The organism is Bradyrhizobium sp. CCBAU 45389 (assembly GCF_028128625.1).
GTDB classification, from domain to species: domain Bacteria; phylum Pseudomonadota; class Alphaproteobacteria; order Rhizobiales; family Xanthobacteraceae; genus Bradyrhizobium; species Bradyrhizobium liaoningense_B.
Map to the genome: position 1 here is coordinate 382,730 of NZ_LBIY01000096.1, position 16,753 is coordinate 399,482.

General features: G+C 64.4%; 14 protein-coding genes and 1 pseudogene. 7 read left to right on the plus strand and 8 right to left on the minus strand.

From position 1 onward, the window contains the following. Nucleotides 1-13: 13 nt before the first annotated feature. From shc to XH79_RS31615, 4 genes and pseudogenes are all read left to right on the plus strand, one after another. Nucleotides 14-1,966 carry a squalene--hopene cyclase gene (shc, locus tag XH79_RS31600; protein WP_271584188.1) on the plus strand — a complete coding sequence of 651 codons (1,953 nt, stop codon included), beginning with the start codon at nucleotides 14-16 and terminating at the stop codon, nucleotides 1,964-1,966. After that, nucleotides 1,963-2,712 carry a phosphorylase gene (locus XH79_RS31605; RefSeq protein ID WP_271584189.1) on the plus strand — a complete coding sequence of 250 codons (750 nt, stop codon included), beginning with the start codon at nucleotides 1,963-1,965 and terminating at the stop codon, nucleotides 2,710-2,712. Before shc ends, XH79_RS31605 begins: the two co-directional genes overlap by 4 nt. A 144-nt stretch (nucleotides 2,713-2,856) precedes the next feature. Further along, nucleotides 2,857-3,389, plus strand: a pseudogene (locus tag XH79_RS31610) (REP-associated tyrosine transposase). 87 nt (nucleotides 3,390-3,476) lie between these two features. After that, entirely contained in the window at nucleotides 3,477-3,848 is a 372-nt protein-coding gene (locus XH79_RS31615) for a hypothetical protein (protein ID WP_271584190.1), read from the plus strand. Between the two features lie 450 nt (nucleotides 3,849-4,298). Here the strand turns inward: XH79_RS31615 and hpnH are convergent, their stop codons facing one another. Continuing rightward, on the minus strand, nucleotides 4,299-5,459 hold the full coding sequence (hpnH, locus tag XH79_RS31620; protein ID WP_212343723.1) for an adenosyl-hopene transferase HpnH: 1,161 nt from the start codon (nucleotides 5,457-5,459) through the stop codon (nucleotides 4,299-4,301). Nucleotides 5,460-5,495: 36 nt separating this feature from the next. Next, a complete protein-coding gene (gene ispH, locus XH79_RS31625; RefSeq protein WP_271584191.1) occupies nucleotides 5,496-6,422 on the minus strand; it encodes a 4-hydroxy-3-methylbut-2-enyl diphosphate reductase in 927 nt (308 codons plus the stop codon). A gap of 454 nt (nucleotides 6,423-6,876) precedes the next feature. Between ispH and XH79_RS31630 the strand changes: the two genes are divergently transcribed. Beyond that, complete coding sequence (locus XH79_RS31630) at nucleotides 6,877-9,465, plus strand: MMPL family transporter (RefSeq protein ID WP_271584192.1); 2,589 nt, start codon at nucleotides 6,877-6,879, stop codon at nucleotides 9,463-9,465. Here the strand turns inward: XH79_RS31630 and XH79_RS31635 are convergent. Further along, nucleotides 9,433-10,098, minus strand: coding sequence for a DUF2147 domain-containing protein (locus XH79_RS31635; protein WP_271584193.1), 666 nt, complete (start codon nucleotides 10,096-10,098; stop codon nucleotides 9,433-9,435). The two genes, XH79_RS31630 and XH79_RS31635, sit on opposite strands and share 33 nt — an antisense overlap. Nucleotides 10,099-10,240: 142 nt before the next feature. On the opposite strand from XH79_RS31635, the gene hpnO reads away from it, so the two are divergent. Both hpnO and XH79_RS31645 read left to right on the plus strand, forming a co-directional pair. Beyond that, on the plus strand, nucleotides 10,241-11,632 hold the full coding sequence (gene hpnO, locus XH79_RS31640; protein ID WP_271584194.1) for an aminobacteriohopanetriol synthase HpnO: 1,392 nt from the start codon (nucleotides 10,241-10,243) through the stop codon (nucleotides 11,630-11,632). 116 nt (nucleotides 11,633-11,748) lie between these two features. Continuing rightward, on the plus strand, nucleotides 11,749-12,153 hold the full coding sequence (locus XH79_RS31645) for a GFA family protein (RefSeq protein ID WP_271584195.1): 405 nt from the start codon (nucleotides 11,749-11,751) through the stop codon (nucleotides 12,151-12,153). A gap of 18 nt (nucleotides 12,154-12,171) precedes the next feature. Here the strand turns inward: XH79_RS31645 and XH79_RS31650 are convergent, their stop codons facing one another. From XH79_RS31650 to XH79_RS31670, 5 genes are all read right to left on the minus strand, one after another. Beyond that, entirely contained in the window at nucleotides 12,172-12,939 is a 768-nt protein-coding gene (locus tag XH79_RS31650) for an anti-sigma factor family protein (RefSeq protein WP_271584196.1), read from the minus strand. After that, on the minus strand, nucleotides 12,936-13,484 hold the full coding sequence (locus tag XH79_RS31655) for a sigma-70 family RNA polymerase sigma factor (protein ID WP_271584197.1): 549 nt from the start codon (nucleotides 13,482-13,484) through the stop codon (nucleotides 12,936-12,938). Before XH79_RS31655 ends, XH79_RS31650 begins: the two co-directional genes overlap by 4 nt. A 109-nt stretch (nucleotides 13,485-13,593) precedes the next feature. Then, nucleotides 13,594-13,929, minus strand: coding sequence for a cupredoxin domain-containing protein (locus tag XH79_RS31660; RefSeq protein ID WP_212343731.1), 336 nt, complete (start codon nucleotides 13,927-13,929; stop codon nucleotides 13,594-13,596). Between the two features lie 19 nt (nucleotides 13,930-13,948). Then, the gene (locus XH79_RS31665; protein ID WP_271584198.1) at nucleotides 13,949-14,893 is read right to left on the minus strand and encodes a metallophosphoesterase family protein; all 945 of its coding nucleotides are present in this window, start codon (nucleotides 14,891-14,893) and stop codon (nucleotides 13,949-13,951) included. Between the two features lie 191 nt (nucleotides 14,894-15,084). Then, a complete protein-coding gene (locus tag XH79_RS31670; protein ID WP_271584199.1) occupies nucleotides 15,085-16,704 on the minus strand; it encodes a GMC family oxidoreductase in 1,620 nt (539 codons plus the stop codon). Between the last annotated feature and the right edge of the window lie 49 nt (nucleotides 16,705-16,753).

The window sequence follows — 16,753 nt, forward strand, 5'->3', positions numbered from 1 at the left end:
GCAATCGAGCGACATGGATTCCGTGAACGCGACCAGCCGCGAAGCTTTGGAATCGAGCATTGCGTCGGCCACCCAAGGCGTCCTCGGCTTCCAGCAATCGGACGGCCACTGGGTGTTCGAGCTCGAGGCCGACTGCACGATTCCGGCCGAGTACATCCTGCTGCGCCACTATCTCGCCGAGCCGGTCGACACCGTGCTCGAGGCCAAGATCGGCAATTACCTGCGTCGCGTGCAGGGTGCCCATGGTGGCTGGCCGCTGGTGCATGACGGCGAGTTCGACATGAGCGCCAGCGTGAAGGCCTACTTCGCGCTGAAGATGATCGGCGACTCCGTCGATGCCCCGCACATGGTGCGTGCGCGCGAGGCGATCCACGCCCGCGGCGGCGCGATCAACAGCAACGTCTTCACCCGCTTCCTGCTGGCGACCTTCGGCGTCGTGACCTGGCGCGCGGTGCCGGTGCTGCCGATCGAGATCGTGCTGCTGCCGTTCTGGTCGCCGTTCCACCTCAACAAGATCTCCTATTGGGCGCGCACCACCATGGTGCCGTTGATGGTGATCGCCGCGCTGAAGCCGCGCGCGAGGAATCCGAAGGGCGTCGGCATCGACGAATTGTTCCTGCAGGATCCGCGCTCGATCGGCATGACCGCGAAGGCGCCGCATCAGAGCATGGCCTGGTTCCTGCTGTTCCGTTCGCTCGATGCGATCCTGCGCGTGATCGAGCCGCTGTTTCCGAAGAGCCTGCGCAAGCGCGCGATCGACGCCGCGCTCGCCTTCACCGAGGAGCGGCTCAACGGCGAGGACGGCATGGGCGCGATCTATCCGCCCATGGCCAACATCGTCATGATGTACGACGCGCTCGGCAAGGACGAGAACTTCCCGCCGCGCGCGATCACGCGCCGCGGCATCGACAAGCTGCTCGTGATCGGCGAGGACGAAGCCTATTGCCAGCCCTGCGTCTCGCCGGTGTGGGACACGACGCTGACCGCGCACGCGCTGCTGGAAGCCGGGGGCGACAAGGCAGTGCCTGCGGCCAAGCAGGGCCTCGACTGGCTGATCCCGCGGCAGGAGCTCGAGGTGAAGGGCGACTGGGCGGCGAAGCGGCCCGACGTGCGTCCGGGCGGCTGGGCCTTCCAGTACAACAACGCGCACTACCCCGATCTCGACGACACCGCCGTGGTGGTGATGTCGATGGACCGCATGCGCCGGGAGCACGGTGCGACCGGCTACGATGCCGCGATCGCCCGCGGCCGGGAGTGGATCGAGGGCATGCAGAGCGACGACGGCGGCTGGGCCGCCTTCGACGTCAACAACCTCGAATATTACCTCAACAACATCCCGTTCTCGGACCATGGCGCGCTGCTCGATCCGCCGACCGAGGACGTCACCGCGCGCTGCATCTCCATGCTGGCCCAGCTCGGCGAGACCGAGAAGACCAGCAAGCACGTCGCCGACGGCGTTGCCTATTTGCGGAAGACCCAGCACCCCGAGGGGTCCTGGTACGGCCGCTGGGGCATGAACTTCATCTATGGAACCTGGTCGGTGCTCTGCGCCCTCAACATGGCCGGCGTCCGCCACGATGACCCCATGATCCGCAAGGCCGCCGACTGGCTGGCCTCGATCCAGAACGACGACGGCGGCTGGGGCGAGGACGCCGTCAGCTACCGGCTGGACTACCGGGGATGGGAAGCCGCCCCCTCGACCGCCTCGCAAACGGCATGGGCCTTGCTTGCCCTGATGGCGGCTGGCGAGGTTGATCACCCGGCCGTCGCCCGCGGGGTGGAGTACCTGATTGCAACACAGAACGAAAAAGGACTGTGGGACGAGCAGCGGTATACCGCCACAGGCTTCCCCCGCGTGTTCTATCTACGGTATCATGGTTACCCAAAGTTCTTTCCGCTGTGGGCGTTGGCGCGGTATCGGAACTTGCGGAACACCAACAGCAGGGTGGTAGGGGTCGGAATGTGACTTTGGGGACGGGGGACTATATTACCGCGGGTAATGCCATCGACCCGCGGCCGATACTGATCGTGACCGGATTGGTGCAGGAGGCCCGTATTGCGGCCGGGCCTGGCATGGCGGTCATCTGTTCATCCAGCAGCCCGACCCAGTTGCGGGCGCTGCTGACGGTGGTGGACCCCGAGACGATTCGCGGCGTGATTTCGTTCGGCGTGGCCGGCGGGCTCGACCCGACGTTGCGTTCCGGCGACGTCGTGCTGGCGACCGAGGTGCTCTCCGGCGACACCCGCTGGGCCGCCGGCCTGTCGCTCGGCGACGACCTGATCGAGCGCCTGACCTCGGGCCGCCGCCGCGTGGTGCGCGGCAGCCTCGCCGGCGCCGAGGAAGTGGTCACGAAGAGCTCCTGCAAGGCGGCCCTCCACTCCGAGACCGGAGCCTCCGCCGTCGACATGGAAAGCCACATCGCCGCCGCCTACGCCGCCGAGGCCGGGCTGCCCTTCGCCGCGGTCCGCGTCATCAGCGATCCCGCCCACCGCGCCCTGCCGGCGCTCGCTCGCGCCGCGATCAAGCCGAACGGCCAGATCGACCTCGCCGCCGTGCTCCGCGGCATCGTGCGCAATCCGGCAACGCTGCATGCGCTGGTCTCGACCGGCATCGACTTCAACCGCGCCCTGCGGTCCTTGCGCGGCTGCCGCGACTATCTGATCGGCACCGAGCTGATCGACAGCGAGGCGCTGGTGTCGAAGGCGGCCTGAGCGGAGTCTTTGCGCTGATAAAACAAAAGGCCCGGTAGCCATTGGCGTCCGGGCCTTTTGCTTTGGGGGCTTCTGCGCGACTTCGTAGGATGGGTTGAGCTCTTCGCGAAACCCATCGCGCTTGCTTCGTGGTAGCGTCGCGCCATGACCGGGTACCGTCGCAACTTCGTTCCGGGTGGATGCTTCTTCTTCACCGTCAATCTGGCGGAGCGGAAGCTCTCGTTGCTGACGGATCACGTCGAGTTGTTGCGCGCTGCGTTTCGTGAGACGCACCGGCGCCATCCCTTCACGATCGATGCCATCGTGGTTTGCCTGATTACCTTCACACAGTATGGACGTTGCCCGAAGGCGACGCCGATTTTGCGATGCGCTGGCAGTTGATCAAGTCCACCTTTTCGCGTCGTCTGGCGCGGAACGAAAGGATATCTCAAAGCCGTTCGGCCAAAGGTGAACGGGGCATCTGGCAACGCAGATATTGGGAGCATACCATCCGCGACGAAATCGATTTCGCCCGGCATGTTGACTATGTTCACGTCAATCCAGTCAAGCACAGGCTCGTCGACCGAGTCCGCGACTGGGCGCCGTCATCTTTTCATCGCCACGTGGAGCTTGGTAACTATCCAGCCGATTGGGCGGGCGATCAGTCGGATGATGGCCGCGATTATGGAGAGCGGTAATCGGGACAAGATGGGTTTCGCAAGAGCTCAACCCATCCTACGCGCTGCCACGAATTGTGAGACAGCGTTGATTGAGGCCGTTCGTCCATGAATACGATAATCCTGATTGTAGAACGTGACGGTGTATGGTCGCCGGAGGTATGGGCGTCGGAACACGGAGGAAGATGCGGCATTGGCAATCAGCTTGTGATTGAACGCGACGGACAATGGCTCTCGATTGTTCGGGATGATCGAGTTCTGGATGATTTCGATCAAGCAGAAAGGTCGCGATTAAACGATCTGGTAGTCGTGCCGGCGACCTACTTGTTGGAATGGCGGGGGGACATGCTGGTTGAATGCCTATTGCAGTCCGTGCCACCTAATCTGCGCGCTGCGATTGACAACGACCATGGTTTGCTTTTGCCGCTTCAAGAGCTCGCCGACAAACCGATAAGATTGTGGGCTAGCACGGTCGTATAGGCCGCTTCGGCCGCCGGAGTTACATTGACAGTCTTGAAGGAGCGGCATGGCATAGTGCCACTGTTTTGCCCGACGCGTCAAATCGTGTTCGTAAAATACGAAATTCGCAGCGGGGTCTTGATCGCGCCCGGCTGACGGCATGTTTGGCTGCGAAAACGCACTCATGCCGCAGATGCCGTACTCCTTGCCAGTTTGCCGCTGATTTGCTTGACGCGGCAATGGCTTGACGTTGCGGGCTATGGGCCGGCCGGCAGGTGCGCTTCTACTGTGCATGGGGTTGTTTTTCATTCTTTTGCAGAAGGGCTCCCCGAGCCGGTCAGGCGAGGAGGGCAGGGAGCGTGGCCTGCGGATCGACTCAATCCATCTCGGGGCGCCCGCGCCGAACAAGCAAAAGGCCCGGTCGCCATTAGCGACCGGGCCTTTTGTGTTTCGATGTTCGTAGCCCGCGCTTTACGCGGCCGTCGAAGCCTTCTGCGCGGCCTTTGCCTGCGCGGCAGCGGCTTCGTCCTTGCGGATCTCGGAGAGCTTCTTCTGGACCTGCTCGGAGAAGATGTACTGCGCCGGGCGCTGCTTGCTCATGTCGATCTCCGGCACCATCGGGCCCGAGGTCTTGATGCCGCGCAGTGACACCCACATCGCCTTGATCGGGTTGTTGAGCGCTGCGGTCGCCGCCGTCGGCTCGTAGCCGCAATGGGCCATACAGTCGGCGCACTTCTCGTACTTGCCGGTGCCGTAGGTCTCCCAGTCGGTGGTGTCCATCAGCTCCTTGAAGGTTTTGGCGTAGCCTTCACCGAGCAGGTAGCAGGGCTTCTGCCAGCCGAAGATGTTGCGCGCGGGCATGCCCCACGGCGTGCACTCGTATTCCTGGTTGCCGGCGAGGAAGTCCAGGAACAGACCGGAATGCATGAAATTCCACTTCTTGCCCTTGCCCATGGCGAAGACGTCGCGGAACAGCTTCTTGGTCTTGGTGCGGTTGAGGAAGTGCTCCTGGTCCGGCGCGCGCTCATAGGCGTAGCCCGGCGACATCGAGACGCCGACGCCGAGCTCGACGGTGAGGTCCAGGAACTTCGCGATCTCCTCGGCCGGATGGCCGTCGAAGATGGTGGCGTTGACGTTGACGGTGAAGCCGCGCGCCTTGGCCGCCTTGATCGCGGACACGGCGCGGTCGAACACGCCCTTCTGCGACACCGCCTTGTCGTGATGGTCCTTCAGGCCGTCGAGATGCACGGAGAAGAACAAATAGGGCGAGGGCTCGAACAGATCGAGCTTCTTCTCGAGCAGCAGCGCGTTGGTGCAGAGCGAGACGAACTTCTTGCGCGCGACGAGGCCGCGCACGATCTCGCCGATCTCCTTGTGGATCAACGGCTCGCCGCCGGGAATGGCGACCATCGGCGCGCCGCACTCGTCGGCGGCGTCCCAGCACTCCTGCGCCGTCATGCGGCGGTTGAGGATCGCGTCGGGATAATCGATCTTGCCGCAGCCGACGCAGGCGAGGTTGCAGCGGAACAGCGGCTCCAGCATCAGCACGAGCGGGTAGCGCTTGCGGCCAAGCAGTTTCTGCTTGAGCAAATAGCCGCCGATACGCATTTCCTTGAAGAAGGGGATTGCCATTACACGTTTCTTTCTGGGCTTGAAATTCTGGGTGGGTCAGCTCGCAGCCAGTTGGGCCGGAAGCCGGAATTCGATGTTTTCCTCGCGACCGGGGAGCACCTGGACCTTGACCGGTCCGATCCGCCGCATCGCTTCGATCACGTCATCCACGAGTACCTCAGGCGCCGAGGCGCCGGCCGTGACGCCGACGGTCCTGGCATCTTTCAACCACTCCGGATTGAGCTCGCTGCCGTCGGCAATCAAATAACTCGCGACGCCGGCTTCGGTGCCGATTTCGCGGAGCCGGTTCGAGTTCGAGCTGTTGGCAGCGCCCACCACCAAGATCACGTCGACCAGCTTGCTCAAGTCCCTTACCGCAGATTGGCGGTTCTGTGTCGCATAGCAGATATCCCGGATATCCGGGCCTTGAATATCTGTAAAGCGGGCCTGGAGGGCCGCAATGATGTCCCTGGTGTCGTCGACCGACAGGGTGGTCTGGGTGATGTAGGCCACTGGGCTATCCGGCGGCAGCGTCAGGGCCTTAACCTCTTCAACGCTTTGAACAAGCAGCACCGGCCCCGGGACCTGGCCCATCGTGCCCTCGACCTCGGGGTGGCCGGCATGGCCGATCAGGATCAGGGTGCGGCCCTTGGAGGTGTACCGCTTCCCCTGATTGTGAACTTTCGTGACCAGCGGGCAGGTGGCATTGAGCACCGGAAGGTCGCGCGCGGCGGCCTCTTCCTCGACGCTGCGGGCGACGCCATGGGCGCTGAAGACCGTGACCGCCTTCGGCGGAACCTCGGACAGCTCCTCGACGAAGATGGCGCCCTTGTTCTTCAGGCTCTCGACCACGTATTTGTTATGCACGATCTCGTGGCGCACGTAGACGGGCGGGCCGTATTTCTCCAGGGCCCGTTCCACGATTTCGATCGCACGCACCACGCCCGCACAGAAGCCGCGCGGCTGCGCCAGATAAACTTCCATAGGACGCCCATCACGCAAGTTGCACCAATTCGCTTCTCTGTCCCCAGCGGCCCTGACCAATGGGTTGCAATAAACGCACCATTGGCCTCGCGCACGCGGTAACCGCCCACCCCAACTGGGCCCCGGCGCATGGAGGCACAGCACTTTGTGTCAAAAAATCGGCAAAAAGGAAAGCTCGGATGAAACCATGTTCCCTGCCGGCTGAATTTCGCGGTACCATAGTATAGGAATTGCCGTGAGCAAAATGGCGACATTTGTGCTCACCCCTTCGTCACTTTCCCGCCTCAACTCCACGGCTATACCGACCGCCCCGCATGATTTTGCCACGGTCTCCCGCCGTTTACCTCGAACCTTCTTGCGGCGAGAACCACCCAAAACAGCAATAGGTTTCGCCCGGGAACTCCGATAAACAGCGGGCGTTTCCGGCAAGCTGTTAACCGCAGAAAGAAAAGAAGTGCTGCAAAGCGTAGTCGTCGCCATCGTCAGGGCCTGCACCCGGTTTGCCTCCCTCGTCGTCGTTCTCGGGCTCCTGCTGTCGGTGGCCGCGGGCCATTACGCTGCACGCCATTTCGCCATCAACACCGATATCAATTCGCTGATTGCCCAAAATCTCGACTGGCGGCAGCGCGACCAGCAATTCGACCGCGCCTTCGACCGTGACGCGACAATTCTCGCGGTCGTCGAGGCCAAGACGCCCGAGTTGACGACCGCCGCGGCGGACGCGCTCTATGCGAAGCTGAAAGACGACAAGACCAATTTCGTGTCGATGCAGCAGCTCGGCACCGGCGAGTTCTTCGAGCGCAATGGCCTGTTGTTCCTGCCGACCGAAGAGGTCGCCAAGGCGACCGGTCAGTTCGAATCCGCAGCGCCCCTGATCGAGATCATGGCCGGCGATCCCTCGATCCGCGGCCTGACCGGCGCGCTCGAGACCGGGCTTGCCGGCGTCAAGCGGGGGCAGGTGAAGCTCGACGGCACCGAGCGGCCCTTCAACCAGATCGCGCAGACCGTCGAGACCGTGCTCAACAAGGGCAATGCGACGTTCTCCTGGCGCGAGCTCGTCAGCGACGAGCCGCTGTCGGATTCGGACAAGCGCGCCTTCATCGAGTTCAAGCCGATCCTCGACTACAACGCGCTGGAGCCCGGCAAGGACGCCACGGATGCAATCCGCAAGGCCGCCGCCGACCTCGATTTTCCGACCAAATTCCAGGCGCGGGTGCGGCTGACCGGTCCGGTCCCGATCGCGAACGAGGAATACGCCACCGTTCAGGAAGGCGCCGTCGTCAACGGTGTCGGCACCGTCCTCGTCGTGCTGCTCATCCTGTGGCTGGCGCTGCATTCGGGGAAGATCATCTTCGCCGTGTTCATCAATCTCTTCGTCGGCCTCGCGATCACGACGGCGGCCGGCCTGATGATGGTCGGATCATTCAATTTGCTGTCGATTGCGTTCGCGGTGCTGTTCGTCGGCCTCGGCGTCGATTTCGGCATCCAGTACAGCGTCCGCTATCGCTCGGAGCGCTACAAGCACAACGACCTCCGCGGTGCGCTGGTGCTGGCTGCGAAACGCTCGGCGGTGCCGTTGTCGCTGGCGGCGATGGCGACCGCAGCAGGCTTCCTTTGCTTCATGCCGACGGACTACAAGGGCATCGCGGAGCTGGGCCAGATCGCCGGCGTCGGCATGCTGGTGGCCTTCCTCTCCTCGATCACCGTTCTGCCGGCAATGCTGAAGTTGCTGAACCCGCCCGGCGAGATGGAGCCGGTCGGCTACGCTTTCCTCGCGCCGCTCGATCACTTCCTGGAGAAGCACCGGGTCCTGGTCGTCGGAGGCACGCTGCTGCTCGCGCTTGCCGGCCTGCCGCTGCTCTACTTCATGAAGTTCGACTTCAACCCGATGAACCTGCGCAATCCGCACGCCGAGTCGATCGCGACCTTCCTCGACCTGCGCAAGGATCCCAACACCGGTGCCAATGCCATCAACGTGATGACCACGTCCGAGGAGCAGGCAAGGCAGGTCGAGGCGAGGCTCGAGAAGGTGCCCGAAGTGCTCCGGGTGATGTCGCTCGACAGCTTCGTGCCCCAGGACCAGCAGCCGAAGCTGAAGCTGATCGCGCAGGGCGCCAAGGTGCTGAATCCCGCGCTCAACCCCGACCAGATCGATGCGGCGCCGACGGACCAGGAGAACGTGGAGTCGCTGAAATCCTCGGTCGACAATCTGCGCCGGACTGCCGGTGACGCCAAGGGGCCGGGCGCGGTCGCCTCGCGCCGGCTCGCGGATGCGCTCGAGAAGCTCGCCAATGGCGACGAGGCCACGCGCAACAAGGCGCAGGACGTGTTCGTCACGCCGATGAAGATCGTGTTCGACCAGCTCAGGAACGCGATGCAGGCGGGTCCCGTCACCCTGAGCTCGCTGCCGCCCGATCTCGTCAGCGCCTGGAAGAGCAAGGATGGCGTCATCCGCGTCGAGGCGCTGCCCAAGGGCGATCCCAACGACAACGACACGCTGCGCAAATTTGCGGCGGCAGTGCTCAAGGCCGAGCCGACCGCGATCGGCGGGCCGGTCTCGATCCTGAAATCCGGCGACACCGTGGTGAAGGCGTTCATCCACGCTGGCATCTACGCGCTGCTCGTGATCGGGCTCTTGCTGTGGATCACGCTGCGCCGGTTCGTGGACGTGCTGATGACGCTGGTGCCGCTTCTGGTTGCCGGCGCTGTGACGCTCGAAATCTGCGTGTTGATCGGCCTGCCGCTCAACTTCGCCAACATCGTCGCGTTCCCGCTGCTGCTCGGCGTCGGCGTCGCGTTCAAGATCTATTATGTCGTGGCCTGGCGCTCCGGCAGAACAAATCTGCTTCAGACCAGCCTGACGCGCGCGATCTTCTTCAGCGCGCTGACGACGGCGACCGCGTTCGGCAGCCTGTGGCTGTCGAGCCATCCCGGCACGTCCAGCATGGGCAAGCTGCTCGCGCTCTCGCTGGTGACGACGCTCGCCGCCGTGCTGCTGTTCCAGCCGGCCCTAATGGGCAAGCCCCGCAATGTCAGGGAGTAGGCAGATGTCGCCGACGGGATCGGCGGCGCCCTTCTGACCGGGCTTGGTCGCAGCGGCCGTCTTCGCGGCCGGTGCGGGTGCTGTGGCGCCGGTCGTGGCTTGGGGTGCCTGGGCTGCTGGTTGCGCTCCTTGTTGCGCCCCCTGGGCTTTCGGCGCCGCGCTGGTGGACTTCGGCGCGCCCTTGGCCATGGCGTTGGCGGGGCTCAAGGGGATCGGCGGCCCGACTCGGGTCCAGGTCTCGCCACCACAGAGGAAGCCCATCACGCAGCCCTTGATTTCGAGCTGGTCGGTGCCGACAGGTGTGATGGTCGCGCTGTAGGTCTGGCCGTCTTGCGCGTTATAGACCTGCCCTTCCCACTGATCGGCGCCGGGCTTCTTCTTCATGTCGATCAGGGTCGGCATGCCCAGCGTCGGCCTGTTCTTTTTCGACACATCCGGGTTGTTCTCGTCGCGGCCGCCGGGCTTCTTCTCCCAGGAAACGGCGCCCCACATGCTGCCATTGCACTGGGCGACACGGATGTTGGCGACGCCATCGGCGACCCTCCAGTCGCCGGTGGGATCGGCGGCGAGGGCAGGTGTCAGGCAGGCGTAACCGCCAGCCAGTATTATTCCGGTGTAAAGGGCCAAACGCATGAGTGTTCCTTGGCAGTGCAACATGATCTAAAAGCTGTGCTTGCGAAGATGGTCCGAAAAAGGGCAAAAGGCCGCACAGACCGTTTTCAGGAACGGTCCGTTTTCAGTTGACGAGACGGCCCTCAACCGAAGTATGTAGCGGATGCACAGTCCAAATCCAGACATGTCTCAGCTGTTCGCGGACCGGCAGGCCCAGCGCAGCGCCCTGCATAATCGTTATCTGAACGAGCAGTTCGTCCGCGTCCTCAAGACCATCGGCTACGATGTCGGCTTCCAGAAGGGGCAGGGGCAGTACCTCTACGACCGCGAGGGCGCGCGCTACCTCGACCTGTTGTCCGGATTTGGCGTGTTTGCGATCGGGCGCAACCATCCGGTCATGCGCGAGGCGCTCAAGAGCGTGCTCGATGCCGACCTGCCCAACCTCGTCCAGTTCGACGTCTCGACGCTCGCCGGCGTGCTGGCCGAGCGCCTGCTGAAATACGTTCCCTATCTCGACAAGGCGTTCTTTGCCAATTCCGGCGCCGAATGCGTCGAGGCCGCGATCAAGTTCGCGCGCGGTGCCACGGGGCGTCCCGGCATCGTCTATTGCGCCCACGGCTATCACGGCCTGACCTATGGCGCGCTGTCGCTGACGGGTGATTCGAATTTCCGCACCGGTTTCGAGCCGCTGCTACCGGGCTGCACCCCGGTCCCGTTCAACGATCTGGCCGCGCTCGAGAAGGCGCTGGCCTCGCGCGAGGTCGCGGCGTTCATCGTCGAGCCGATCCAGGGCAAGGGCGTCAACATGCCCAGCGACGAGTTCCTGCCGGGAGCTGCCGCGCTTTGCAAGAAATACGGCACGCTGTTCGTCGCCGACGAGATCCAGACCGGCATGGGCCGCACCGGCCGCTTCCTCGCGGTCGAGCACTGGAACGTCGAGCCCGACATGGTGCTGCTGTCGAAGTCGCTGTCGGGCGGCCACGTGCCGGTCGGCGCGGTGCTGACGCGCAAGAGCATCTTCGACAAGATCTTCAACCAGATGGACCGTGCGGTCGTGCACGGCTCCACCTTCTCCAAGAACGACCTCGCCATGGCCGCGGGCATCGCCACGCTCGATGTCATGGAGTCCGAGAAGCTGATCGAGTCCGCCGCCAAGCGCGGCGCCGAGCTGCGCCTGGCGCTGACGCGCATGGTGCCCGGCTACGAGCTGTTGAAGGAAGTGCGCGGCAAGGGCCTGATGATCGGCATCGAGTTCGGCCCGCCGAAATCGCTGCGCCTGCGCGCCTCCTGGAACGTGCTGGAGACCGCCAACAAGGGCCTGTTCTGCCAGCTCATCACCGTGCCGCTGTTCAAGGATCACAAGATCCTGACGCAGGTCGCCGGCCACGGCAGCCACACCATCAAGCTGCTGCCGCCGCTCACCATCACCGAGGAAGACTGCAGCTGGATCGAGCGCGCCTTCGACGACGTCATCGCCGGCAGCCACAAGGTCCCCGGCGCGATCTGGTCGCTCGGCAAGACGCTGGTGGACAACGCGGTGCGGCGGTCGGCGTAAGGCTCCGCCGCGGCCTGGTGTCGCGACCTGCGGCCTGCTGAAGCAGTCCGCCTCCCGAAACTCAAAATCGGCACTTACTTTCCCGGCATTGACCCTGACCGGGAGAGGAGTGAGCCATGCCTGTGACTGGCGGCTGTCATTGCGGTGCGATCCGCTATGAAGTGAGCGGCGACACGATGGTGCACGCACTCTGCCATTGCGTGGATTGCCGCCGCCATTCCGGGGCACCGATGGTCGGCTGGGCGATGTATTCGCTCGACGCGGTCAAAGTGGTCCGCGGCCAGCCGAAGATCTATCATTCCTCCGAGCATGGACGCCGGCACTTCTGCGCCGATTGCGGCACGGGGCTGTTCTACATCAACGAAAACCTGATGCCTGGAACCATCGACGTCCAGAGCGGCACCTATGATGATCCCAACGCCGTTCCGGCGACCATGCACATCCAGACTGCCGAGCGGATCGGCTGGATGGAGCGTGCTCACGAACTGCCCGTGTTCGAGCGGTTTCCTCCGCTCGAATGACGGCGTGCGCCGGCGCAGCTATCCCTCCACATTCGCCTTCATCGCCGCTTCGAACTTGTCGACGAATTCGGCGAGCTCGTCGGCGCCGAGATCGCTGACGGCCCAGAAGTTCAGGCCGCGGTCGCCCCAGCGGCGGCAGTTGAAGCCCTGCATGGTCTGGGTCTTCGGCTGCCGGTGCTCGGTGCTCGCGGTTTGCGACACGAACAAATTGATCACGTGTTGCCGGCGCCGGTAGACCACGGCGCCGATGGCGCGGGCGTCGATATAGTCGAGCCGGCCACCGACCAGCGTAAAACCTTGCGCGGTGAGGTCGATCACCGGCGGGGCGACGTCGAGCTTGCCGTTGAACCAGGGCTTGACGGTGTGCTGGTCGGTCGAGATCACGTCGGTGAGGTGGCCGGCCTGGAGCGAGCGCAGATGTGCGGAGACGACTTCCGACAGGATGCGCTGCTGGTCATCCTGGCGCAGCACGACGGCGACGATTCCGGAGGCGGCGAGCGCGGAGACCGCCGAGCCCATCGCAAAGCCGCGCAGCACGGCGCGGCGGCTCGGCTGCTGGCGCTGCGCCTGCGGCAGCGAGGCTTCGATGCGGGCGTGCAGGCTTGCCGGCGCGGTGTAGCGCAGATTGGTATCTGCGAGCACGCGCTGCATCTGGCGCTGTGCGGCAAACTCGGCAGCGCAGGCCGGGCAGCTCGCGATATGGGCTTCGACCTCGCGCGCGTGGCCGGCGTCGAGCTCGTTGTCGAGCAGCGCATGAAGCAGGATCCTTGCTTCGTCGCAGGTCATTTCGCTTGCTCCTCTTCCGCCGTCCAGGCTGCGCGCAGCATGGCGCGGGCGCGGGCGAGGCGGGACATCACGGTGCCGACGGGGGCGCCGACGGCCTCGGCGATTTCACGATAGGACAGGTTGTTGATCTCCCGCAGCACGAAGGTTTCCTTGAAGGGTTCGGCGAGTGCGTCGATCAGCTTGCGGATCGCGCCGGCGTCGCGGCTGCGCAGCACTTCGGTCTCGGGGCCCGCTTCGGTCTCCTGCCAGAGCGGCGTCTGCTCGTCGGCGCCGGGCGTGTCCTCGATCGCGCTGGGCCGGTGCGCGCGCCTTGCGTATTCGGCGTTGCAGACGTTGCGCAGGATCGCGAACAGCCAGGGCTTCATCGCCGGGCCGCGATAGCTGTCAAAATGCTTCAGCGCGCGCAGATAGCACTCCTGCACCGCATCCTCGGCGTCGGAGGCATCGCGCAGCAGGTAGCGCGCGAGCGTGTAGACGTCGTCGAGATAGGGCAGCGCCGCCTCGCGGAAGCGCCGTGCCTTCTGCACATCGTCGGTGGCGGGCATCGCTCCTCGCTTTGCCTCCGCTTCTTCTTTTGCCGTGACTGCGGGCACATGCGCCCGGCCGGCGTGGGACCACCGGCCGGGCAGGACGTTGATGCCTTGGTTGGAGACGTTACTCAACCTTGATCATCCCCGTCATGTGCGGGTGCAGCGAACAAAAATATTTGTAGTCGCCCGCATTGGTGAAGGTGAAGGAGAACCTGTCGTCGGTGTCCAGGGTCTTGGACCTGAACTTGCCGGCGGACACGATGGTGTGCGGGATGTCGTCCCGGTTGGTCCAGGTCACGGTGGTGCCGACCTTGATCTTGAGCTCGGCCGGCTGGAAAACGAAGTTGTCGATGTGCACGTCCATGTCGTCGGCGCGGGCTCTTGTTGCGGGCAACAGCATGGCTGCGGCCAGAGCGAGACCGAAATCGACACCGAAGTCGCGGCGGTTGAGAGTCTTCATTGTCAGCTTCCGTTCAGCCTTAACCCTGGAGCGGTGTGTCGATGATCGCGAGCCGCTGCTCGTTCTGCTTGAAGTTGATGCTGGCAACGCCGAGCATGGAGCGCAGCCTTGCGTCCTCGACCTTCATGGGGCCGGGCGAGGGAGCGGCTCCCGGCGCCGGCTGCGGGAAGGCGGTCGAGCGCGCGGTGTGGAAGGTGACGTTGCCCTCGACCTTCTGCATCACCTGGTGGATGTGGCCGTTGAGCACGGTGACCGAGCCAAAGCCCTTGACGTATTCGAGCGCGCGGCCGCCGTCCTCGGTGCCCCAGCCCCATTCGGGATAGACGGTCCAGAGCGGGATGTGGGCGAACAGCACGACCGGCGTCGATTTCGACTTGCCGCGCAGATCGTCCTCAAGCCAGGCGAGCTGCTCGGCGCCGAGATTGCCGAGCCCGCCGGCCTTGAGGTCGACGACGTTGACGAGGCCGACGAAGTGCACGCCGCCGGCGTCGAACGAATACCAGCCGTGGCCCTTGGTGCCGCGGCCGTAGCGCTCGCGATAGAGCTTCACCTCCTCGTCGATGAAATCATGCTCGCCGGGGACGTAGTGCACGTCGAGCTTGGTCTGCGAGATGATGCGCTCGGCATTGTCGAACTCGGCGGCCTTCGAAAGATGCGTGATGTCGCCGGTGTGGATCATGAACGAGGGCTTTGCCGGCATCGCGTTGATCTTGTTCACGGCCTCCTCCAGCGTGCCGAGCGCGTTGGGGTTGGCCGGCTTGTCGAAGCCGACATGGCTGTCGCTGATCTGGAGGAAGCTCATGCCGGGCGCCGCCGCGGTCGCAGCTTGCGCGGAATCGATGATACCGAGCGAGCGCGGCACGCCGCCCGTGACGGTCCAGAGCACCCCGGTGCCGGCCCACGTCATGCATTCGAGCACCTTGCGGCGGCTGACGCCGTCATCCCCGTGATCTTGTCCGCTCATCGCGCCTCTCCACGTCGCCCGGAATTGGGCTTCGGGGAGGTGATCGGGGGAGGGGGAGACTTATTCCCTGTTACGATGACGATTTCGTGAGGGGGGAGATCTGTCGCCCGGATGGAGCGAAGCGTAATCCGGGGTCAGTGTTGCGGCGGCGTCCCGGATTGCGCTTCGCTCCATCCGGGCTACGGGTTCGTTTACTTCGCATCCTCCAAAATCATCGTCGCACCTTTCTCCGCGATCATCGCGGTCGGCGTGTTGGTGTTGCCGGAAGTGATGGTCGGCATGATCGAGGCATCGACCACGCGCAATCCGCTGAGACCGTAGAAGCGCAGGCGTTCATCGACCACGGCCATCGGATCGTTCGCCGCGCCCATCTTTGCCGTGCCGACGGGATGGAAGATGGTGGTGCCGATGTCGCCGGCGGCCTTCGCGAGCGAGGCGTCGTCGTCGCCGACGGAGGGACCGGGCAGATATTCGCTGGGGTGATATTTTGCCAGCGCTTTCTGCTGCATCAGGCGTCGCGTGGTGCGGATGGCGTCGGCGGCGACCTGGCGGTCGTCGTCGGTCGACAGGTAGTTGGGCGCGATGATCGGCTTCTCATCGGGCGTTGGCGCGCGCAGCCGCACGGTGCCGCGCGAGGTCGGCTGCAGATTGCAGGCGCTCACCGTGATCGCGGGGAAGCGGTGCAGCGGATCGCCGAACTTGTCGAGCGACAGCGGCTGCACGTGGAACTGGATGTTGGCGCGGGCGCGTGTGGCATCGGAGCGCGTGAAGATGCCGAGCTGCGACGGCGCCATGGTCAGCGGGCCGCGGCGGCGGAAGGCATAGTCGAGCCCCATCAGGCCGCGGCGGAACAGATTATAATAGGTCTCGTTCAGCGTGCGCACGCCCTCGACCTTGTAGATCGCGCGCTGCTGCAGATGGTCCTGGAGATTGCGCCCCACCCCGGGCTTGTCCATGACGATGTCGATGCCGAGCGGCGACAGCCAGTCGGCCGGGCCGATGCCGGAGCGATGCAGCACCTGCACCGATCCGATCGCGCCGGCGGAGAGGATGACCTCGCGTTTCGCACGCGCCTCGATGACCTCGCCGTTCTGGATGAAGCGCACGCCGACGGCGCGGCCCTGCTCGATGATGAGACGGTCGACCAGCACGTGCTTCTCGAGCCGCAAATTGGGGCGGTTCAGTGCGGGCTTGAGGAAGCCGCGCGCCGAGGACCAGCGCCGTCCGCGCTTCTGGTTGACATGGAAATAGCTGGTGCCTTCGTTGTCGCCGGTGTTGAAATCCGGGATGCGCTTGATGCCCATTTCTTCTGCGGCATCCCCGACGGCATCGAGAACGGCCCACGACAGCCGCGGTGCCTCGATGCGCCAGCCGCCGCCGACACCGTGATGCTCGCTCGCGCCCAGGAAGTGATCCTCGATCCGCCTAAACAGCGGCAGCACATCGTCGTAGCCCCAGCCGGTCAGCCCAAGCTGACGCCAATGGTCGTAATCGGCGGCCTGGCCGCGCATCGAGATCATGGCGTTGATTGCCGAGCAGCCGCCGATCACCTTGCCGCGGGGATAGGCGAGCGACCGGCCGTTCAGGCCCGGCTCGGCCTCGGTCTTGAACATCCAGTCCGAGCGCGGATTGCCGATCGCGAACAGGTAGCCGACGGGAATGTGGAACCAGATCCAGTTGTCGTCGCCGCCCGCTTCAAGGATGAGTACCCGGTTGCGCGAATCTGCCGAGAGCCGGTTGGCGATGATGCAGCCGGCCGTGCCGGCTCCGACGACGATGTAGTCAAATTCACCTTCGAGCCGTTTCGGCATTCTGCTTCCACCCGGATGGTCACTTAACGTTCCGCCCTAATAGGCAGAC